General features: G+C 44.0%; 13 protein-coding genes. 2 read left to right on the top strand and 11 right to left on the bottom strand.

Annotated elements, in window-relative coordinates:
* Window positions 1-72: 72 nt before the first annotated feature.
* From GC097_RS33365 to GC097_RS33350, 4 genes are all read right to left on the bottom strand, one after another.
* Entirely contained in the window at window positions 73-1,659 is a 1,587-nt protein-coding gene (locus GC097_RS33365; protein WP_171687567.1) for an extracellular solute-binding protein, read from the bottom strand.
* Between the two features lie 66 nt (window positions 1,660-1,725).
* Window positions 1,726-2,595 carry a carbohydrate ABC transporter permease gene (locus GC097_RS33360; RefSeq protein WP_171687566.1) on the bottom strand — a complete coding sequence of 290 codons (870 nt, stop codon included), beginning with the start codon at window positions 2,593-2,595 and terminating at the stop codon, window positions 1,726-1,728.
* 12 nt (window positions 2,596-2,607) lie between these two features.
* A complete protein-coding gene (locus GC097_RS33355) occupies window positions 2,608-3,555 on the bottom strand; it encodes an ABC transporter permease (protein ID WP_171687565.1) in 948 nt (315 codons plus the stop codon).
* A gap of 213 nt (window positions 3,556-3,768) precedes the next feature.
* On the bottom strand, window positions 3,769-4,656 hold the full coding sequence (locus tag GC097_RS33350; protein WP_171687564.1) for an AraC family transcriptional regulator: 888 nt from the start codon (window positions 4,654-4,656) through the stop codon (window positions 3,769-3,771).
* A gap of 151 nt (window positions 4,657-4,807) precedes the next feature.
* Here GC097_RS33350 and GC097_RS33345 point away from each other — a divergent pair, with 151 nt between their 5' ends.
* On the top strand, window positions 4,808-7,510 hold the full coding sequence (locus GC097_RS33345) for an MGH1-like glycoside hydrolase domain-containing protein (RefSeq protein ID WP_171687563.1): 2,703 nt from the start codon (window positions 4,808-4,810) through the stop codon (window positions 7,508-7,510).
* A gap of 62 nt (window positions 7,511-7,572) precedes the next feature.
* Here the strand turns inward: GC097_RS33345 and GC097_RS33340 are convergent, their stop codons facing one another.
* The 6 genes from GC097_RS33340 to GC097_RS33315 all read right to left on the bottom strand — a co-directional run bounded on the left by GC097_RS33340 (window position 7,573) and on the right by GC097_RS33315 (window position 15,532).
* Window positions 7,573-9,375, bottom strand: coding sequence for a sensor histidine kinase (locus GC097_RS33340; RefSeq protein WP_171687562.1), 1,803 nt, complete (start codon window positions 9,373-9,375; stop codon window positions 7,573-7,575).
* A gap of 15 nt (window positions 9,376-9,390) precedes the next feature.
* Window positions 9,391-10,827 carry a response regulator transcription factor gene (locus GC097_RS33335; RefSeq protein ID WP_171687561.1) on the bottom strand — a complete coding sequence of 479 codons (1,437 nt, stop codon included), beginning with the start codon at window positions 10,825-10,827 and terminating at the stop codon, window positions 9,391-9,393.
* An 89-nt stretch (window positions 10,828-10,916) separates the two neighbouring features.
* Entirely contained in the window at window positions 10,917-12,506 is a 1,590-nt protein-coding gene (locus tag GC097_RS33330; protein ID WP_171687560.1) for an extracellular solute-binding protein, read from the bottom strand.
* A gap of 128 nt (window positions 12,507-12,634) precedes the next feature.
* The gene (locus GC097_RS33325) at window positions 12,635-13,504 is read right to left on the bottom strand and encodes a carbohydrate ABC transporter permease (protein WP_376768444.1); all 870 of its coding nucleotides are present in this window, start codon (window positions 13,502-13,504) and stop codon (window positions 12,635-12,637) included.
* 14 nt (window positions 13,505-13,518) lie between these two features.
* Complete coding sequence (locus GC097_RS33320) at window positions 13,519-14,469, bottom strand: ABC transporter permease (RefSeq protein ID WP_171687558.1); 951 nt, start codon at window positions 14,467-14,469, stop codon at window positions 13,519-13,521.
* Between the two features lie 217 nt (window positions 14,470-14,686).
* The gene (locus GC097_RS33315) at window positions 14,687-15,532 is read right to left on the bottom strand and encodes an AraC family transcriptional regulator (RefSeq protein ID WP_171687557.1); all 846 of its coding nucleotides are present in this window, start codon (window positions 15,530-15,532) and stop codon (window positions 14,687-14,689) included.
* A gap of 129 nt (window positions 15,533-15,661) precedes the next feature.
* On the opposite strand from GC097_RS33315, the gene GC097_RS33310 reads away from it, so the two are divergent.
* Window positions 15,662-17,590, top strand: a complete 1,929-nt coding sequence (locus tag GC097_RS33310) for a glutaminase domain-containing protein (protein ID WP_216625973.1) — start codon at window positions 15,662-15,664, stop codon at window positions 17,588-17,590.
* A gap of 93 nt (window positions 17,591-17,683) precedes the next feature.
* Here GC097_RS33310 and GC097_RS33305 read toward each other — a convergent pair whose 3' ends face one another.
* Window positions 17,684-22,303, bottom strand: a complete 4,620-nt coding sequence (locus GC097_RS33305; protein ID WP_171687556.1) for an S-layer homology domain-containing protein — start codon at window positions 22,301-22,303, stop codon at window positions 17,684-17,686.
* Between the last annotated feature and the right edge of the window lie 159 nt (window positions 22,304-22,462).

Below are 22,462 nucleotides of genomic sequence, written 5' to 3'. Positions count from 1 at the left end.
AATCTGTATTAAACTAAGAATAGCATAGGACAACAAAGAGAGGGGCTATTTACCGCCACTCTCTTCGTTTATTTACTTGATTAGGCCTGCTTCTTTAAATTGCTTGATTGCTATATCCTTATATTTCTGCATGTCAAACTTGGTATCCAAGGTTTGGAGAAAATTATCCCAATTGGAAAGTGGGTCTTTGCCTGTCATAAATTTGACTAAGCTTTCATTAATGAAACGTGTGCGGTCAGTTGCCAAGGTATCGCTCGGATCTGCAGTCAATAAATTTCCGGGTAAAGTAGGCCCCACATATTTCTGGTTGTTCGTGAAAGCTTCTGCCGTCTTCGGATTCTGGAAGCTGAAGTACTCGGCATCATCGCCACGGCGCGGCATTCTATAATGATCGACCCATAGATACTTTTCTTTCACTTCCTTCGATAATTCAGAGGTTTTATTTTTGACCTTACCATCCACTACATCCCAATGAATCCCTTTAATGCCGTATGCGAAGTTCGGATATGCTTCTTTGTCCGTAAAGAGATATTCCAGCATAGACAAGATCCGAATGATTTTGTCCTTGTCCGCTTTCTTGGAAATGGCCCATGAATTGCCTTGGAACGATTTTCTCTCCACGATTTGATCGCCGTAAGGCCCTTTCATTGGAGGAATGACGATCCATTCCGGTACCTCTCCGCCGATTTCTTTCATTTTCTGCTGGGCATCCGGTTCCAGTCTCCGGGCATCTCTGATCATGAAGCCAACTTTACCTTTAAATAACTTTTGGTCCAACAAATCGGGCGTATTCATCGTCACCCAGTCAGGGTCCACAACTTTGGCTGCCATCATTTTATTGATGTAAGCGAGCGCTTCTTTCATTTTGGGATCGATAAATAGAAACACCGGTTTATTGTCTTTGACTTCAATGGCTGAGGGAGGATTGACGCCAAACATCCACATCAAGCTATCGAAGCCGTAGGTTTGCAGGTTGCCTTCTTTATTCATACCGCCTATGAATCCGTACGTATCGTTTTTGCCGTTTCCGTCCGGGTCTTTCTCCGTAAAGGCTTTCATCACTTCGAACAGTTCGTCAGGGGTTGTCGGCACTTTCATATTCAACTTTTTCAGCCAATCGTTGCGGATGAAGAGGCTTCGACTGATACCGTTTACATTATCATAACCTGGAACTCCAATGGTTTTTCCCAGATATGATGTCGCATCCCAGGAGTCTTGACCAAAACGCTTCTTCAATTCGGGAAATTGATCCAGGTACGGAGTCAAATCCGCAAGAACGCCTTGGTCATAATATTGCGCGAGATCGGACCGACTTTTCAAGAAGAGCAAATCTGGAATATCCCCGCCTGCAATGAGCGTATTCAATTTAGTTGTTGCTTGCCCAGCTTGAGGAATCATCATATCCAAGTCGATGTTCATCGCCTTTTCCAACATTTGGCGTTGAATATCTTCATCACGCGGAGGTATCGGAGCGGCAGCGTTGAAAGTACCTTGGTTAAACATCGAGATTTTCATTTTTGTTGCGAACTTGTTAGCCTCGGATTGAGAGCTGCTCGAAGCTGCAGGCTTAACTTCTTCTTTGTCCGCGCATCCTGACAATAGCGTTCCCAGCCCTATGATAGCAGCCAGAACAGTAAATGAAACCTTTTTACGTTGCATATTGACCTCTCCTTTTGCTTGTATATTATCACGGTTTCCCCGTAACAACCTAGGTAGGAATTGCTTTTAACCTTTAATCGATCCCATGAGCACACCCTTCGTAAAATGCTTCTGCATAAATGGATAAACGATCAAAATCGGAACCGTAGTCACGACGACAGCGGCCATTTGCACAGCGAACTTGCTAACCGCTCCGGAATTGGCAATCGAATCAGCGCTTTGTGTTGCGACGTTAAGCAGAATGTTGCGCAAAACCACTTGAAGCGGCATTAAGTTCGAATCATTCAAATAAACAATCGCATCGAAATAACTGTTCCAATGCCCCACTGCGTAAAATAAGGAAATCGTTGCAAGGACGGGCAAGGAGAGGGGTAAAATGATCCTCCATAACGACTGAAGTTCACTTGCGCCGTCTACCCTCGCCGATTCCTCGATTTCAGCAGGCAATTGCTCGAAAAAGCCTTTAATGATCACCAGATTAAATGCACTAATGAGATGCGGAATTATCAATACCCACGGACTGTTCAGCAATCCCAGCGAGCGGATTAACAAATAAGTTGGAATTAATCCTCCCCCAAACATCATCGTAAACACAATGAATATTAAAAATGAGCTGCGTCCCGGCAAGTATTTTTTGGATAACGGATAGGCCGCTATTATTGTAAAAAACACATTTAGCGCTGTGCCTACAATCGTTCGAAACAACGTAATTTTATACGCCTGCCCTATACCATGAGAAATGAATACTTCTTTATAGGCAACAAAGGTAAAGGATTCTGGTATAATAACAATTCCTCTTCTTAACACTTCCGATTCTGGCGTCACGGAAACAGCAACCACATATAGAAAGGGAAGTAAGCAAACTAGGGATAACACGATAAGAATACAATAAACGGTTGTTTGCCAGACTTTTTCCCCAATTGTCAGATTAAACATACGAAAACCACCTCACCAAATTTGCCCATCGAATTTTTTGGCGAGCTTGTTCGCAGCCAAAACTAAAATAAATCCGATGACAGCTTTAAACAATCCCACAGCAGTAGCCAAACCAATCTTAAGACGCTCCAAACCTTCACGGTAAACCCATGTGTCGATAATATCGATCTTTTCCTGGTTAAAGCTGTTGGCAAACATGAATATTTGGTCAAAGCCAGCGTCCAGAATATGGCTTAATTTAAGAATCAGCATCAGAATAATGACTCCACGAATGCCTGGTAATGTGACATGCCATATCTGTCTCCCCTTGGAAGCGCCATCAATCCGAGCCGCTTCATATAAGCTTGGATCGATGCCTGCTAATGCGGCAAGGTACAATATCGCTCCCCAGCCAATATCCTTCCAAATTTCAGATAAGATGATCAGCAGTCTTCCCCAAGCGGGTTCCGTTAGAAAGGAGATCGGCCCAACACCATTTTCCTTCAAAATCATATTAAAAAGGCCATCTCCTGGGGCTAATAATGCCACCATCAGTCCGTAAACAATGACCCAAGACAGAAAATGGGGCAAATAAGTGATCGTTTGTACGATTTTCTTAAACCATTGGGTATAAACTTCATTGAGCAGCAAAGCAAGTACGATGGGTGCGGAGAACCCGAACAATAGCTTATACAGCGAGATGATAATCGTATTTCTCATGATGTCCCAGAAATAAACGCCGTTAATAAAATCTTTAAAATTTTTCAATCCCACCCACGGGCTATCCCATAGTCCCAAAGCCAGGTTGTAGTTTTTAAAAGCAATAATGATTCCCGCCATAGGAATGTATTTGAATACGGCAAAGTAAACTAATGCGGGGAATAAAAGAGCATACATCACTTTATACTTTTGTATCGTTCTTATCCATGAATTCCGCTTATGGGGGAGGGGAATGGCGTCTGCTGCCAATTTCGCTTGCATTTCATCACCTCGTCTTTATTTATATTTGTATAATAGCATCCCAATATCGAATAAATTTCTGTAATTTCAAGAATTTCTTATAAGATATTAAGTAAGTGGGGCCTTGGATATTTCCAATACAATAGGCATGAAAAAAACGGACAGAGTGAGCGCCACCGTTTCTAGGTGCTTTCACTTGTCCGTAAATTATTGCTTCAATAATGCCACTCCTCACTAAAGTTTAGGGAGGGTCCGTTTCTCAACAAACTGCCTCGGCGAGCAGCCGAAATGCCTTTTGAATAATTGATAAAACTGGGCTGGACTGGTAAACCCTACTTTGCCGCTAATTTCAGTGACAGACCACGCCTCTGTCAGCAAGAGCTGCTCTGCTCGTTTCATTCGGCGCATCTGGACGTAGGACGTAAACGTCATACCCATTCCTTTTTTGAACAGCTTGGCAAAATAGCTGCTATTATAGTTCAGCTTGCTGCTTATATCGGCAATTTGGAGAGGAATTTCCAACTGTTGCTCGATATAGACAAGTGCAGGACGCAATTTCTCCGCTAGCTGTGGATCCATCGGTTTTATGATGTGGGCATCATCAATTTGAATTAACGTGTACATGAGCTTCTTCAAGCTAGCATTTATAGAGAGCTCGTAGCCCCGCTGTTGTATCGTCATATCGAGCAGCATCTGATGGATAAGTTGGTGAATGACCTGTATGCTTGCCGGATATTTGCACATCGTTTCATTGAACTGTGTTAAATTGGCCGAGCGGCCGGTAAATGCGGCGAAATACGGAAGTAAGGATGGATCCATAAAAGCTGCCATATCAACATGGCAGACGATATACAGCAGATCGTCATGTCCATGTTTATGGGATCTGTGCAGTTCATTGGAGCCGAGCATCACCACATTGCCGGCTTGCAGATGATAACTGAGATGTGTTGTTTCCATCGTCAGGGTACCTTGCAGCACAGCGATCAACTCCACCTCTTCATGATAGTGCCAGGGCCCATATTGAGCGGATGGTTGGCTAGGATGATGCAGGGTCCATATTTTCATCCGGAAATTTGGATCTTCATAATCCACATGTTCTTTATCGTAAGCTGTCAGATTCACGGGCACGGGGATCCTCCTGCACTTCATTGTTATTCCCATCATAGCATGAATGTCCGTTTTCAAGATAATTAAAGCTTATATCAAGAGGCATTTTTGTATGTACTCTTTTAAAATAAAGAGAAGAGCCTACATTTCGAAGGAGCGATAGACCATGCATGAGATCGAGACACTCCCCGATGACCATGATCTTAGACTGCCTGCTTGGGGACCTTATACCAAACAATACATGGGTATCTCCCATATCAGCGATCAAGCGCGAGGCTTGCGTTTTGATCTTAGTTTAATGCCTGGCTTCTACAGGAGGAAAATGGATATTCCCAGCGTGCTGTGGGAATCTGGCTATCATCCATGGGAGGCAACGGCGGATTACAGCTTCTTCTCCCACCGCCATGAGCTTGAATGGAAAGATCGCGTCTATACCGACATTTCCTTCGGCCGTATCGCCGATCAGTGCCGTCTGATTCGAGTATCCTTCGTGAACCAATCCGAGCATCCGCAAAACTTGGTACTGCACTGGATGGCTTCGCTTCAGCCACCTCGCCTTCTCGGGCACGGCGATGTGCAGGTATGTGCAGATGCGCAGCTACCCGAGGGCGCTGTGTGGGTGGATGCGCTAGATTATAGCGAATTGAATTTCGCACGCCCACGACCGTCGGAAGGCTTGGTCTATGACGGTTTTCTTAGGGGTGAAATTCGAGGCCAGCATTTTACGGGGGGGTCCGCAATAGGAGGCAACTTCGGTGCCGACCAAGGGGACTTGCTGCGTTATGAGATAAACCTCGCAGAGCCTTTAACTAACGGCGTGTTTTTGCTGCGCTACCAAACGGAGAAAAGCGGGGAGCTTGAGCTTCAAATCGGACATCAAACATACCGATTCAATGTAGAGGCTTCCAACTCCCTCAGGGTTGCCCATCTACCGATCGGGGCGCTTGCAGCAGGAGACTTCACGCTCTCCTTATCTGCTTGCGGCTCCGGCCCCTTGGTGCTGGACGGCTTTACCCTGCTCGAGCACAACGCTATCGAGGAGGTTGTCTTTGTCGACCGGCCCTGGCACATCGAGCCTGAAATACTGGAAGGGCCTGTTCCTGGCAGCCTGATCCTTCGATATAAAGATTGCCCGTATCATTACGGCCTTTTGTGGAACTACCCCGATGTCGAGATACGACAATACAAAAACGACGAACTGGATCGGTATGCCCGTCATACGGTGCATAATCACGTTGATGCCGTCTTGCAGGGTAATGGTAAGGGTCACTTTACGAATGTGTTCATGCGTCCCATTCATGTCGTGCCAGCTTCATCGAAGATCCTTCATGGCATGGTCTGTTCTGGCACGTACGAAGAAGTGCTTGCCTCCCTAACAGAGGTTTCGCTAGACTACGACAAATGCGAAGCCATTTATCATGCTGAACGTGCGAAGTTAACTCCGCCTCCCTCCTATGCTGTCGGTGGCACCTATGCATTTAGCCAGCAGCTTATGCGAGCTACGCTGCTAACCAATACAGTCTTCCCTGTCTACACCAAACGCAGGTATATTCGCCACAGTACGCCAGGGCGCTGGTGGGATTCCCTATATACATGGGATTCAGGGTTTATCGCACTCGGGTTCTCCGATTTGGATGCAGGGCGCTCCATAGATTGCTTGAACGCGTATATGACAGAACCTGGTGACCGCCAGGCTGCCTTCATTCATCATGGCAGCCCGGTGCCCGTGCAGCATTATGTATTTCTTGAGCTGTGGAACCAAGGGCAGTCCCTCGCCTTCTTGCATCATTTTTATCCGCGATTACGTCAATATTACTTGTTCCTGGCCGGGAAAATTAACGGGTCTACTACTGGCCTGCTGCGCTCTGGACTACTTAAGACATGGGATTACTTCTATAATTCCGGGGGGTGGGACGACTATCCGCCGCAAAAATATGTGCACGAGCAAACGCTGGAAGCAACAGTTGCCCCTATTGTGACAACGAGCCAGGCCATTCGTATTGCTAAAATCCTGAAAATGGCTGCCGCAATGTCGGACAATTGGCAGGAAGACATAAGGGAATACGAGCAGGATATAGAACGATGGAGTCATGCTTTGGAGAAGCATGCGTGGGATGAAGAAGCCGGTTATTACGGTTATATCGTGCATAGCGAGCAGGGTGAGCCAGAAGGCCTTCTCCGGCACAGTTCCGGGGCCAATTACAACATGGGAATGGATGGGCTTTACCCGCTAGTAGCCGGCATCTGTACCAAATCGCGTGCGGATCGCCTAGTTGCCGCGCTGTTTGATGATAAACGTTTATGGACATCAATCGGCCTATCCACCGTTGACCAAAGCGCACCTTATTATCGGGCGGATGGCTACTGGAACGGTGCAGTTTGGATGCCGCATCAATGGTTTTTCTGGAAAACCATGCTCGATTTGGGTTACTCCGATCTTGCTTTCCGCATCGCGGATACCGCTTTAAACTTGTGGAAGCGTGAGACCGAGGCCACCTACAATTGTTATGAGCACTTTATCGTGCAAACAGGTCGAGGGGCAGGATGGCATCATTTCGGCGGTTTGTCAGCTCCGGTCATCAATTGGTTTGCTGCTTATTACCAACTTGGCAAAGTTTCCACTGGTTTTAATGTTTGGATGCTGCAGCAGTCCTTTAACGAAAGCTATACGGCGTATCAGGCGGAATTTCACTATGCAAGTAGAGCCGAACAAGCCTTCAGCATCGTGGTCAACATGGCAGAAGGCGTACACTATGAAGTTGAGGGAACAGGGTGTACCGTGCACTGGACGATTAACAATTGTGGTGGTGTAGAAATGTGCATTACCGATTGCATGCCGCAGGTCGCTGTGCGGATCCGAGCGTGTTAAATGATTTTTACGCAACAGAACCCGCTTCTCTTTGGCGGGTTCTGTTTGTTTTATTTTTCATTTCACATAGATGGAATCTTAACAATCACTGTCGTTCCAATACCAAGTTGACTCTCTATCTCTACCCCGTAACCCTCTCCAAACAGCAGCTTTATCCTATTATTAATATTGGAAAGCCCTATACTTTTCCCTTCTAAACTGTTCTTCACCCTCTCCGAATAGGCCATATGCAGTTTCGCTTTCATGCGTTCCAGTTCATCTTGTCCTATCCCTTTCCCCGTATCCGCTACTTGAAAACAGATATCTCCATTCTCGTCCATATTGCCGCTTACACAAAGTTGTCCTCCTGCGTCCATACTTTCGAGTCCATGATAGACGGAATTTTCCACAATGGGCTGCAAAATCATTTTAGGTGTTTTCATACCTAATAGCTTGTCATCAACCTTAACTTCCAAAGCGAACTTGTTTTCATATCGAATGGAAATAATATTGAGATATGCCTTAATACATTGAATTTCTTCGCTTATCAAAACGAGATCGCTTTTTTCAATACTATATCGAAAAATCTTTGACATACTTGAAGTCATCTGCGCGATTTCCTTACTGCCGTATTCCAGACCGATACTACTAATGCAATTTAAAGTATTATAAAGGAAATGCGGGTTGATTTGACTTTGTAAGGCAGAAAACTCCGCCTGTTTTTTGCTCAATTCCGCCTCATATAATCTTGCCTGGGTACTAATAACATGACTCGTCATCTCTTCCATATTGTCAATCATCCTATTGATATCATAGGCCAGAACGCCAACTTCATTGGTTGAACGCACCTTCACACGAAAGCCCCTGTCGCGATTACCGATTTTTTTCATATCTGAGACAAGCCCCATCACAGGTCGAGTCAGATTGTTTAAGAAAAAGTACCCCAGAATCATCATACTTAAAATGATACCAATTCCTGCAATAATGCTAATATTCTTAATCGCATTCATGTCCGTTGTCAGCTCATGCACCGGTATCATACTTACGATCCGCCACTCGTCCGCCTGCCTTAAGCCTTTTGCTTGTACGATGACATCTTCCCCATTGATTTTGGTTTTTACCCCATTCGTTAAACTTTGACTATCTATCGAAAGAATTTCCTTGAATAAATTGCCATGCAATTTTGCATGATTTGACGCAATGACCTCATTCTGGCTGTTAAGAATATACAAAGCTGAGTTAGGCGTCAATTCTGTGTTTTCCACAAGATCTTGTATCTTTTCCATATTCACGATGACGGAACAATAGCCTGTCTTTTTAGAAAATTGAACCCCGCCAATCGCCTCAATAATGGGTGCTATATAAAAGAAATATGCATTTCCTGTTTTTTCGTCCTTTAATAAATTTGTAAATTTCCCTTTAACATCTGTCTCACTCTCATTATTAAATGAATTAATAAAATGAATATACTGATTTGAAAACGTAATATCACCGTTGGCAGTCGCTAAACTGGAAATTTTTCTTCCTTGATTATCAGTAATGACAATGCCACTCAAATAAGAATTAAAGAACCTCATATATTCTATGAGATCAATGACATAAGTGCCAATTTCAAACCCCCTTTTATAATCATCATCTGCAATGGTAAATTCCTGTACCCATTTATTATCAACAGCTATGTTTGTACTGACTTTAATATCGTTAAAAATGGAATCGATCTTTTGGCGAGTTTGTTCTATGATCGTATTTCCATAATTGATAGCTCTCTTTTGGGTTAAATTATAAAAGCTATAGTAGGAATAGACTTCCATGATGGTAAATATGAAAATCGAAAATAAAAAAATCAGTAAGATCTGATGTTTCAGTTTTAGTCTGCTAATCTGCAAATTACCCCACTCCAGTCAACTCTTCCTGAATTTCGTAGGCGTTATCCCACAATGTTTCTTAAATACTTTATTGAAATAATAATAATCAAAATAGCCTACTTTGGTTGCAATTTCTTCAATGGACAACTCGGTGCTTTTCAATAGCTCACAAGCTTTTTTGATTCTCAAATCGGTTACATATCCCGAAAACGTTTTGCCCAAAACTTTTTTGAACAGTTGGCAGCAGTACACTTGGTTGATCAGAAATTTGACAGATAAATCCTTCAGATATAACTCGTCCTGATAATGATTGTCGATATATTTCACCATCTGGGTAAAATAAGCGTTCTTATCGCTTTCATGGATGGACTGGTCGTTTAGTTGCTTTAAGTATATGAAAATGTCATTTAAAAAGCTGCATAAGGACTCAAAGTTTTCAAATCGCTCTTTCAGTTCAGAGTAATTGAGGAAATCAAGCTCCATGTCCCTCAACTCTTCGTAATAGATGCCAACCAAGCTGCTGACCACTTGATTCCATAAATAAACGACTTCTCCCATACCTAAATGATGAAAGGAGAAGAAATGCATCATTTTCTGAATGATGTCATCCATGTCTTCAAACTTTTTCTCTTTCATACTAGAAGTAATGCCATCAATAAACGGATTAACCAAACTAAGCTTTGGCTCATATTCAAATATCCCTTTTTCTTCATTCAAAAATGTTTGTGAAGCTGCAAGATCGGATTCCTTGATTAGCTTGGCCATTTGATCGTAATTCGTAGAAATGGAGCTAATCCCTATTGATTTTATATTCGAATCTGTGAAAATTGAAGCATCCAGTTGAACATCCAACTCTGATCTCTTATCACTTTTGAGAATGTACAGCGTCTTTCTTGAGCCAAATTCAACTTCTAAGGTATGCTCTATCTCGCCAAACTTAATGGCATGACCATCCTTTTTCTCACGATCGGAATACACGATAACGACACGCAAACAATCGTCCGATGTACGATCAAAAAATGGTGTCAAACTTTTTAAATCACTTTTATCAGGTGCGGTAAGCGCCTCTAAAATAAGGTTATTTCGAATGCTTCGCTTCTTGGAGAAATGTAAGGCCAGCTTTTCAATTAAGGGATCTGTCAACTCCATATCTAGGGGCTTGAGACAATAATCCAGCGCACCATATCGTAAGGCCTCTTGCGCATAAGCAAACTCGGCGAAACCGCTTACAACGACGAAGTCAGTATCCAATCCCATTTCTTTCGTCATTTTCATAAGGTCAAGGCCGGAAATTTCAGGCATTCTAATATCTGTAAAGACGAGATCAGGAGATTCCTCGGCTATGAACTCAATTGCCTTATGGGCACTTGTAAATTGACCTATGATTTCGAACCCGTATTGCTGCCAGTTAAAGGCATTCCGTATTCCTTTTATCGCCCAAGGTTCATCATCTACAATAATTACACGATACATAAGTACCTCCATGATTGTTGATCTTTGCAAAATAATAGTACTCTAAATTTTGCAAAAAACCTAGGCTAGGGCCTAGGTTTAAAGCTTAATTACTTCTTATTTGCTTGCATTGCCTTGTAGATTTTCACATTTTCATCCGTAACAGCCTGCCCGCCTGCTGCCAGGTATTCTGCAACCAACTTATCATACAAAGCATCAAATTCTGAAGGCTTACAGACAATCAGTTTATCCGTCATAAGCTTGTTCATATCCCCAAGTGTTTTGCCAAACTTAATATTGGACTCATTCGGCGTATCAAAGAAGAAACTGGTGTACGTATCCGTCGTATTGATTTTGTATGATTTTTCTGCAACATCTTCATATCCAGGTGCCGATGCAGCTAAAGCCTTAATATTTTTCTGAGGGTCGCCAAGCTCCACACCATTTACAACCAGTGTATAGTCAAGATTTAGATAACTCGGCTGCATATTGTCACCTGTTTGATTAATAACCTGCGGAATCCCATTCACCATCTTGTGGTTAACTCCTTCTTGGCCATATTGAAGGAAGAATAAATTTTTCGGGTCGGACATCCAGTTTAAATATTTAATAGCCAGCTCTGCATTTTTACTGGACTTCGGAATAATGACATTGACACCATTTTCGTTATATGCGATTTTCTTATATTTACCTTCGTAATTTTGGAAAACGTCAATGGGTACAAAGTTTGCGGTAGGCACATTTGCTTTTAATGACTGACTGATATTTTGCCTTAACGGATAATCCCAGTTTGCACTGAAGAATCCGATTTTTCCGTTTGTTAGATCAGCATCCGCTTGCTTGGCTGTTTTGTCTAAAGCGAAATCAGGGCTAATTAATTTTTCATTGTAGAGCTTGTTCAGAAACTTCAGCGCATCCTTGTTTCCAGGTCTTAACCAGCTGAACGGAGCTGTAACAAATTCTTCCTCCGACTGTTTCCCCCAGAAAGATTCGCCTAAATTTCCATAGTTATAATTCAAACCAGTTGCAGCTAATCCCCAAGGGATAACGCCACTCACGCCTCCCGGATTTTTATCTCGGAATGCAATTAAAGTATTATATAATTCATCCCTCGTCGTAGGAACAGGCATCCCTAATTTATCGAGCCAATCCTTTCTAATAAACATACCATTCCATGCTAGTGAAGTTCTTTTGGCAGGAATTGCCATCTGTTTTCCATCAAACAGTCCATAAGAAAGAACGGTCTTACCCAAATAATTCGTTAATTCTTTGCCATGCTTAGCCAATAAATCATTCAATTGAACAATACCATTCACTTTAGCGTATCTGGATACGGTTGGGCTGTCATAAGTAAATGAGACATCGGGTGCTTCACCTGCTGCCATCAATATATTGAGCTTATCAACTTCTTGAGATCTAGGTACCGCAACAAATTTCACAATCGCATTGTTCTGTTTACCAAAATTATCATTGATATACCTAGTCCACGTATTATTGTTCAGATCTGGCTGTCCCTGTATGCCTCTGTCAAATACTTCAACCGTTAGCGTAACCGGAGGACTTGAAGGTGTTGCAGCTGCAGTTGAAGCTGCTGGTGATGCCGATTGGCTTACTTTATTACCTTCGCTTCCACATCCTGCCAAAGCACTTATCAATAGTGTCGAAACCGGTAGTACAGCCAACATTTTTTTAATTTTCATTTTTATGACCTCTCCTTTATCATTTTCGACAAAAAATCTGACATATTCGCAGTACCAAAAAAATCGAAAGCATTCCTATCAATCCTACCTAATTGGTTCAATAACCACCACCCTTCAATCTGCCCCATTTATCCCTTAATTGCCCCCGTCATGACGCCATCCACAAAATATTTTTGAAGTTTCGGGTAAACAACTAAGATTGGAACGGTTGCAAACATAACACTTGCAGCTTTCAATGACTCAGGAACAATATAAGCCCCAACACTGCCTTCACCTTGCTGGGTATCTAGCTGTTGGTTCGCCGTGATGATTTGGTACAGCTTTAATTGCATTGGATACAAATTCTTATTTGTGATATAAAAAAGCGCATCCTGAAAACCGTTCCATCTGTCCACCGCGTAAAAGAGACTTAACGTTGCTATAGAAGGCAAAGATAACGGTAGAACAATTCGTACTAGGATCCCAAGTTCACTACAACCGTCAATCGAGGCAGATTCCTCCAAGCTTTCCGGAAGTGATGCAAAAAAGGTTTTTAGAATGATTAAATTGAAAACACTCATAGCGCCTGGCAAAATTAAGCTCCACACCGTATTCATCAAATCCAGATTTTTCACAAGCATATAGCTAGGTATTAAACCTCCACTAAAATACATGGTGAATACCAGAATTGTTAAAAAAAAGCTTCTTCCCTTTAACCTTTTCTTTGTAAGCGGATACGCTGCACATATCGTTAAAAACATACAAACTAGTGTATAGACAATGGTCAGCACAATCGTGTACCCAAGTGTATAAATCATTTCAACATCGCTTAGAATCGTTTTGTATGTTTCAAATGTGAAGTCTACCGGCCAAAGTGCAACCTTCTGAGAGATAATTGCATCATTCGAGCTCAAAGAAAGCGCGATCATATACAAAAAGGGAACTAGACAGGTAATTGATACAACAGTTATGAATAAAATAATACTTATATCCGTGAAATTGATTCTTTTTCTACTCAACAAACTCACACTCCTTACCAAATTCCCTGCTCGCCAATTCTTTTGGCAATGTAATTGGCTGCCACTAAAAAGATTAACCCTACAACCGATTGAAACAGTCCAACGGCTGTTGCCTGCGAAAAATCGCCAGATCCAATTCCAATCCGATACACATAGGTACTGATGACATCGGAGTATTCACTTACCAGTGAATTCCCCATCACAAATGGCCGATCAAACCCGATCGAGAGCATCCTGCCTATTTGTAAAATTAGCAAAATAATAATCGTAGGCTTAATCCCAGGCAAAGTAATGTGCCATATTTTACGAACCCTGCTGCATCCATCGATATCTGCCGCCTCATATAACTCCTTATTAATCCCAATGATGGAAGCCAAATAGATAATGGTACCCCATCCAACGCTTTGCCATATCCCAATAGCTACATACATGATCAACCAATTTGTCTTTTGAGAAAGAAACTCAATTTTACCAATCCCGATGCTGGATAAGACCGTATTCGCCATCCCACCTGATGAAAATAGCAGATAGACCATACCGCCAATAATGACCCAGGATAAGAAGTGCGGTAAATATAGAATGGTTTGGGTCACCTTTTTAAATCGGACATACCGGATTTCACTCAACAAGATGGCCAGGATGATGGGTGCAGGGAAACCCGCTACCAAATCCAGAAGGTTCAACACAAGCGTATTGGTCAGCGCACGGTAAAAACTATTTTGTGCGAAAATGAATTTGAAGACATCAAGCCCAACCCACTCACTGCCGCTAATTCCCTCAAAAATGTTATAGTCCTGAAAGGCCATCAACACGCCATAGATGGGTGCATATCGAAATATGAGGATATACGCCATTGGCAACAGTAAGAGTAGATATAAGAGTGAATCTCTTTTTAAGCTATGTAGAATGCTATTCTTTTTCTTTATTTTGATATTCTCTCTATAGTTTTCTAAAACCGCTTTCATTTGTATCGTCCCTCTCCTGCTATTTTTAACAAAATAACCTCCTACGAAATAATTTGAGCAAAAATCTTATAAAGAGATCTCATGTAAGGAATTATACGCTCATGAATTTTTATTAAAATGTAATTTTATAAATTATTTTTGTAATAAATTTATATTTAAAACTTGGGAAAACCTTATCAAAGTAATAAAAAAAGCACCCACGATGGCGTGCTTCTGCTTATGATATGGGGTCATGCAAGGCGAGAACGACTCTATCGCTTTGATTTCTTTTCCGGTAACTGGACGGCGATATGCCGACAATGTCGCTAAAAGTCGAAGAAAAATAATGTTGGTCCGCAAAGTTCAGCTTGGCGGAAATTTCGTTGATGGTGAGATGAGTATTTAGCAAATAGTGCTTGGCAAGTTCGATTTTGTGTTTGCGGAAATAAGCATAAGGAGTGATCCCGTACGTTTCCCGAAACAGCTTAATGATATAATTTTTCGAATATCCGAGCTGTATGCAAACATCGTCCATATTCAGCCTATTTTCAATGTTTACGTCCAAGCATAATTTGATCTGTGCCGCAGCGGAGAGCACTTTATGCTCCAAATGGTTTTTCAAATGTAAAACGATCTTCAGCAGCATAACCGATACTTCGTCGATCATTTCGGAATAACTCTTATTTCTGGCGGACGAGATGTTGACGATTTCATTCATATAAGAAAGAATATTGCAGTCCTTTACGATATACGTATCTGCAGGTAAATATTGCTTAAACAAATACTCGGCAAATTCCCCGTAAAAAACAACCCAGATTTTCGTCCACGGATGATCTTCACTGGCATAATAAACGTGATCGCTGTCTCGAGTCAAAATATAGACGTCATTTTTTTGAGGGTACACGGTTTGGGAGTTAATCTCCAGAACGCCGCTGCCATCGATGATGTATTCGAACGAAAACAGGTTCTGTCCATGCCGCTCAATCCGGTAATTTTTGTCGCAATAAGAGATTCCCGACATGACAACATTCAGTGGAAACTTGGCATCACGCATATGCCAGAAATTATGTACTTCTTCACGCATGATTATAATCCTCACATTTGTGATTATATTTCCTATTATTATAACCCTAATAAAATGATAAATTAAACCACAAGTAGTACATTTGTTTTGCATAATACTCTATCCATGGCGAAAACAGGAGGAATTGAAATGAATTTGCGAGCTCCAGCCGCTCCACTAATTACTGTAGATCCTTATTTTTCAGTTTGGTCGATGGCCAATCGTCTGAATGATTCGGACACCAAGCATTGGACGGGTCAACCTCATCGGATGACCGGAACTGCTTCGGTAGATGGCAAAGAGTATCTTTTTATGGGCGATACGCCAAACAGCCTGAAAATGGAACAAAAGAGTCTGGACATAACTGCACTCTCAACCATCTACCGTTTCGTATGTGATGAAATTCATTTAGAAGTTACATTCACTACTCCTCTTCTGATGGATGATTTGAAACTGATGTCCAGACCCGTATCTTATATTCATTCAAAAGCCTGGACCAATGACGGGGAAAATCATCATGTGACGATTACCATTACGGTGGATGACGAGTTATGCCAAAATTTGAAATACGAGTTTCCGACCGAATATGCCGATCTTAGCCAGCCGGGCTTTGCCTGCGGCAGGATTGGAAGTAAGATCCAGAGAGTGTTAAGCGCAGCTGGTGATGATCTTAGGATCAATTGGGGATACATTTACCTCGCTTCAAATCACAATCAGGCCATGCTAGCGGCTTCAGCCGGGGCGAATAAATATGGCACCTTAAACCATACGATGGCGCTCTCGATCACATTAGATACGGAACAAAATGCAGATGGACTATTTGCCGTCGCTTATGACGATATCAAGGCGATTGAATATTTTCACGAGCCGCTGAATGCTTATTGGAAAAAAGACGGCCAAACCATCGAGGAAGCGATCCAGCAAGCGCTGAGCGAGTATGATCATCTCTCCAAGAAATGCGAACTTTTTTCATCCAAGCTGTATCAGGATGCCAAAGAATCTGGCAATGAAAAATATGCGGAACTGTTATCCCTTGCCTACCGGCAAGCTGTTGCTGCGCATAAAGTTTGTGTGGATACCAATGGAGATGTGTTATTTATTTCCAAGGAGAATTTCAGTAACGGCTGCGCCGCCACTGTCGACGTGACCTACCCTTCCATCCCTCAATTTTTGATTTATAACCCGGAGCTTGTAAAAGGGATGCTAAGACCGATTTTCAAATATGCCTCCATGGATGTTTGGCATTACGATTTTGCTCCCCACGATGTTGGGACCTATCCTCTCCTTAACGGACAGGTTTATAGCAGCGGGACATGCCCGACTTGGCAGATGCCAGTAGAAGAATGCGGAAATATGCTGATTTGTTGTGCGGCAGTCGCGCTTGCGGAGAATGACGTTTCGTTCGCTCAGGAGAATTGGAGCCATCTCGAGAAATGGTGCAATTACCTCATCGATAACGGCGTAGATCCGGATAACCAGTTATGCACGGACGATTTCGCGGGACATCTGGCCCATAACTGCAATTTGTCGATTAAAGCGATTATGGGGATCGCCAGTTTCTCTATTCTGAACCGCTTAGCCGGAAATGAGGACAAAGCAGAGGAAATGATGAAAATTGCCGGTTCCATGGTTGAGAAATGGCTGATTATGGCCGCAAATGAGGATGGTACTTTCCGTCTGGCATTTGACCGTCCCGGTTCTTTTAGTATGAAATACAATGCTGTATGGGATCAAATTTTCGGTCTGAATTTATTCCCAAAAGATTCTTTCAAGGCAGAGACGAAGGCCTATATCGAGAAGCATTCCGGCCCTTACGGCCTCATGCTGGATAATCGCAACACCTACACCAAATCGGATTGGCTGGTGTGGAGCGCTGCGCTTTGTGACAACAAGGAAGATTTCACGACCCTCGTGGATCGCCTGTGGATGGCTTATAACGAGTCGGAAAGCCGTGTTCCAATGACAGATTTTTATTCAACGACCACCGCAAAAATAGAAAGCTTCCAAAACAGATCCGTTCAGGGCGGGCTATTCATTAAACTGCTTATGGACAAGGGAATTGGATGCTATCAAAAGTGAATAGCGTTATAATCTGAAGGTATGACACTACCGGGAAAATAAAAACGCAGCCCAATCGAGTTTGGGGCTGCGTTTTTCCGTACAAAATTCACATTAATTGCTCTTCTGCTCCAGCATATTGAGCAGCACCGTTACAGCCTCTGCTCTGATTGCATGGTCTTTAGGTGCAAATTGGTTATCGTTTTTGCCTTGCACAATGCCCGCTTGTTTTACGAACGCCACGCTCGCTTTCGCCCACGCTGGAATGTCCTTGTCGTCTGAGAAGGCTGTTGCGACATCCGCTTGGCTAGATTTACCTAGAGCCGATGCAATCATTGCTGCCATCTCGGCGCGTGTAATAACATGATCTGGACGGAAGCTGCCGTCCTCATATCCATGAATAATGCCTGCTTGTACCGCTTGCGCGACAGCTTTCTGCGCCCACGCACCAATCTCCGCCTTATCCGTGAACACCAGCACCGCTCCTTCTCCTTGCGGTTTGAGTGCATTCATCAGCATCACCGCAAATTCCGCGCGCGTTACGGTTTTGTTAGGCTTGAACGTACCGTCTGGGTAGCCGCCAACGATACCCATGCTGATCGCTTTCTTGATGCTCACCTCAGCCCAGTGCCCAGCGATGTCGCTAAAGTTAATGGTTGGTTGCGTTCCTGGTGTTGGCACGGTTACAGCTTTATCTTCAGTGAATACCGCATACTTCGTAAAATGATTGACCTCTACGGAAATCTTGCCTTCGTTAATCTTACCGCCGGGGACCTTCACCCATTCCTTTTTCACTTCGTCAAAATAAAAGACGGATACGGTTTGGCCGCCGCTTAATTTTGACTTATCAAAAACAAACGTCAGTGTGATTGGTTTACTAAAGTTCTCTGAGAAGTTCTTCAAAATTTCAAAGACCGGGCTAGCTAGAGCCTTTTGATTGGTTAGAAGAGCTTGCGTTTCTAATACTTTGGTAATCGTTACTTTTAGTTCTCGATCCGTAGCGCTTGCCGGAATCGAGACTGTGACCTCTTTATTCAAACTAACTTCGCCCATACCGCCCGCTGGAAGCGTTAGGTTACCATCCGTGGGTGTACCTGGGGACGTTGGTGCTGTTGACCCGCCGCCACTGCCACCAGTGGACGGTGCATCTGCACGCATTATCGTAACCGTGTAAGTTTTCGCTGTTTCATCCTGCGCTGTCACGACCAGAGTAATCGTGTTATTGCCAACATTCAAAGGAATGGCTCCACTTGCCACGCCACTTGTAACCGTAGTTCCGTTCACAACCACCCTTGCATGGCTCTCCAACACGGTTGGCGTTACGGTCGTGCTGGAAACACCATTCACCACATTGGCTGTGTACGTCGTAGTGTCGGAGACGAACGCTGGAGTTAGCGCAACGCCCGACAGTGTCAATCCGCTTAGGTCTGCGTTGTTGGATAGTCCCTCTGCACGCGTTATCGTAACTGTGTAGATTTTCAGTGTACCGTCCTGCGCTGTCACTACCAAGGTGATAGGGTTATTTCCAACATTCAAAGAAATCACACCACTTGCCCCGCCACTCGTAACCGCAGTTCCGTTCACAGTTACCCTTGCATGGCTCTCCGTTACGGTTGGCGTTACGGTCGTGCTGGAAACACCATTGGCCACATTAGCTGTATATGCTGTGGTCCCGGAGACGAACGCTGGAGTTAGCGCAACGCCCGACAATGTCAAGCCGCTTAGGTCGGCGTTGTTACTTAAACGGTTAACCGTTAAGTTATACGTATTTTGTGTTTGATTCTCGGCGGTTACCACAATACGAATCGTATTGGCCCCTACCGTCAGATTCGATGCATGGTAATTATAAACATTACCCGTTGCCGTCGTGTACACAGCACCCGTAACTGCAAGAGTTTGACTCACTTCCGCTTTGGTTGCTGCCACATTGAGACTTGTAATCGCGTACGGAACATCCACCGAATACGTACCCTGCAACGATGAAAATGTCAATGCGCCTTGATCAACGGTTAAGTTAGCGAGCAGCGCGTTATCGTTTAATGGTGCAGTTGCCGGAAAAACGGCAGTTACGACGCCCGATTCGGCATCCGTGGTTACAGAGGTTGCTCCGGCTACTGTAAAGAAGTTTTCACCAGCTCCTGTTAAGGTGTACCCATCATTAGGTGTGATTGTTATACTTGCTGTGTAGCTGGTATTCGGAGCGAATATTGCGTCAGACGGCGACCATGCTATCGTTGCTGTATATTCACTTGTTGCTGCTATGGCGGATACCGGCGTTGCTCCCGTGACTGGCGGTGTTACGCCAGCTATTGCTGCTGTTCCTATCGGTAATTCAGTTGTTGGAAAAGTTACCTTAAAGGTCACGGTGTTGCCCACGCTTGAACCCGTTGTCGTTGTAGTTCCCACCTCGGATGCGTCCTCTACTGTCGGAGTGAACGCCCCTGCCTGGAATAACTTCGCATTCTTGGATGTTAGTTCAACCGTTGCCGTATAGCTTTGGCCTCCCTTAAATGTGCCACCCGCTGTTAGAGCTTCGTTCCAGGTTACACGGGTAACGGTGTAATCAACATTGGCGGTTGCTGCCTCTACCGCTGCTGCATCCTGCGGAGTTGCGCCTAGCACCGGCGCATCGATGGCTACCGCCGCTGCTGTCATGACCCACTTCGCATACAACACATGATCCGAAGTAATGGCAGTTGTCGTAAAATCAAAGGGAGCTCCGCTAAATTGACTTGAGCTGTACCATCCCTCGAACGAGTAGCCTGTTCTCGTCGGCATAGTTGGCTCTGTTGCATGGTCATGATCGATCACAATTTGCTCCCCTGTTGTCCACAACGCATCGTTGGTAACGAAGTTTACTATATACGCATGTGATTGTTTTCTGATGAAATTACTAGTATCCGGTACATACAACGTACCGTCACTGCCTGCTGCTATGGAAGTAGGATAGTAGAATCCTCCTGAATTGGTAACATCCTTCCAGAAAATGCCTCCGCTCGATAACTTTTTAACTTGGCGGTTATCTTCAGAGTCTACCACGTATACGGTGCCGTTACTTCCTGCGGCGATACCCGTCGGATAGGAAAAGGTTCCTGATTTGGTAATATCCTCCCAGGCACTTGCTCCGCTGGACAGTTTTTTGATTTGGCTATGATACGTATCCGCCACATACAACGTGCCGTCATTGCCTACAGCTACACCCGATGGGTAGAAAAAGTTCCCTGAATAGGTGATGTCTTCCCAGGTACTCCCCCCACTCGGGAGTTTTTTAATTTTGTTATTCACCGTATCCGCCACATACAGCGTGCCATCACTACCTACGGCTATCCCCCCAGGAAAGTTGAATCCTCCTGAATGGGTGATGTCCTCCCAGGCGCTCTCTCCGCTGGGCAGTTTTTTAATTTGACCAATGCCAGCATCCGCGACATACAACGATCCGTCACTGCCCACGGCTATGCCGCTTGGGGCGTAAAACGTCTGCAAATTGGTAATGTCCTCCCAGGCCGAGGTGCTGCCGGTGCTCGATAATTTTTTAATTTTGTGATTAGTTTTATCCGTCACATACACCGTGCCGTCACTGCCTACCGCCACGCCACTAGGGTTGTTAAATCCTCCTGATTTGGTGATGTCTACCCAAACTCTTGTATCCCATTTCGCATATAGCGTTATGTTCGCCGTAATTGCTGTTGTTGCAAAGTTAAAGGGTTGCGTCAGCGCGATGTCACTGTACCACCCTTCCAACGTGCTGTATACCTTGCTCGCAGCCGGTTCTGTTGCATAACCGTCTTTGGCTACGGGCTGAGCGTTAATGTTTGTCCCTCCCCTGCTGTCAAAGGTTACCAGGTAGCCGGAGGACCATTTTTTAATTTTGTAATTATGCGAATCCACCACATACAATGTGCCGTCACTGCCCGCTGCTAGACCACCCGGGGTGTTAAATGCCCCTGAGCCTGTGATGTCCTCCCAGACGCTCCCCCCACTCGGCAGTTTTTTAATTTGCCCAGTCGTACCGTCCGACACATACAACGTGCCGTCACTGCCTACTGCGATACCATCAGGATTGTTGAACCCTCCTGAATGGGTGATGTCCTCCCAGGTGCTGCTTCCGCTCGTCAGTTTTCTAATTTGATGATAATAGCGATCCGTCACATACAACGTGCCGTCACTGCCTAATGCTATGCCTACCGGACTCCCTGAATAGATGACGCCCTCCCAGGCGCTGCCTCCGCTCGTCCGTTTTTTAATTTGGTTATAGCCAGGGTCCGCAACATAAACTGTGCCGTCATTGCCCACTGCTATACCCGTCGGAATGTTGAATTCGTATAGTTGTTCATTGGGGATGTCCTGCCAGGCGCTGCCACCGCTAGAAAGCGTCTTAATTTTTTTATTCCTGCCATCCGAGACATACACCGTACCATCACTGCCTACCGCGATACCGTTAGGATTGTCGAATCCTTCTGAATTGGTGATATCCTGCCAAGCGTTTCCTCCACTAGGCATTTTTTTAATTTTATTACTATCCCTATCCGTTACATACAACGTGCCATCACCACCCAAGGCCACACCATATGGATTCCAAAATCCCCCTGCTTTCGTGATGTCCGTCCACACCTTGGTTTCAGGTGTAGCATAGGCAGCACCTCCTCCCAGAACAATCTGCATCACCGGAAGAACAAGCAGTATGAAACTCATCAGCATTGCTGCTACTCTCTTCTTGGCAGTTACGTTATTCATCTTCCTCGGCACCTCTCATTTTTATTTGACTAGATCAATAGACCGTTTGCAGGCACGAGTGATTCGTCTGAAACCGCATCTCCTCGCAATTCTTGTCGATTATTGACACTTTCTCCCCAATTCTATGACTTTCGTCCTAATAAAAAAATCCCCCATCTA

The sequence above is a fragment of the Paenibacillus planticolens genome (assembly GCF_013141725.1).
Taxonomy (GTDB): Bacteria; Bacillota; Bacilli; order Paenibacillales; family NBRC-103111; genus Paenibacillus_E; species Paenibacillus_E planticolens.
The sequence above is the reverse complement of the archived record's forward strand: the minus strand, read 5'-3'. Positions and strand labels throughout refer to the sequence as shown.

Bases quoted from the DNA above. Each gene is read 5' to 3' on its own strand.
- GC097_RS33360 (WP_171687566.1), bottom strand. From the start codon at position 2,595: ATGTTTAATCTGACAATTGGGGAAAAAGTCTGGCAAACAACCGTTTAT.
- GC097_RS33355 (WP_171687565.1), bottom strand. From the start codon at position 3,555: ATGCAAGCGAAATTGGCAGCAGACGCCATTCCCCTCCCCCATAAGCGG.
- GC097_RS33320 (WP_171687558.1), bottom strand. From the start codon at position 14,469: ATGAAAGCGGTTTTAGAAAACTATAGAGAGAATATCAAAATAAAGAAA.
- GC097_RS33365 (WP_171687567.1), bottom strand. From the start codon at position 1,659: ATGCAACGTAAAAAGGTTTCATTTACTGTTCTGGCTGCTATCATAGGG.
- GC097_RS33330 (WP_171687560.1), bottom strand. From the start codon at position 12,506: ATGAAAATTAAAAAAATGTTGGCTGTACTACCGGTTTCGACACTATTG.
- GC097_RS33305 (WP_171687556.1), bottom strand. From the start codon at position 22,303: ATGAATAACGTAACTGCCAAGAAGAGAGTAGCAGCAATGCTGATGAGT.
- GC097_RS33345 (WP_171687563.1), top strand. From the start codon at position 4,808: ATGCATGAGATCGAGACACTCCCCGATGACCATGATCTTAGACTGCCT.
- GC097_RS33315 (WP_171687557.1), bottom strand. From the start codon at position 15,532: ATGCGTGAAGAAGTACATAATTTCTGGCATATGCGTGATGCCAAGTTT.
- GC097_RS33310 (WP_216625973.1), top strand. From the start codon at position 15,662: ATGAATTTGCGAGCTCCAGCCGCTCCACTAATTACTGTAGATCCTTAT.
- GC097_RS33335 (WP_171687561.1), bottom strand. From the start codon at position 10,827: ATGTATCGTGTAATTATTGTAGATGATGAACCTTGGGCGATAAAAGGA.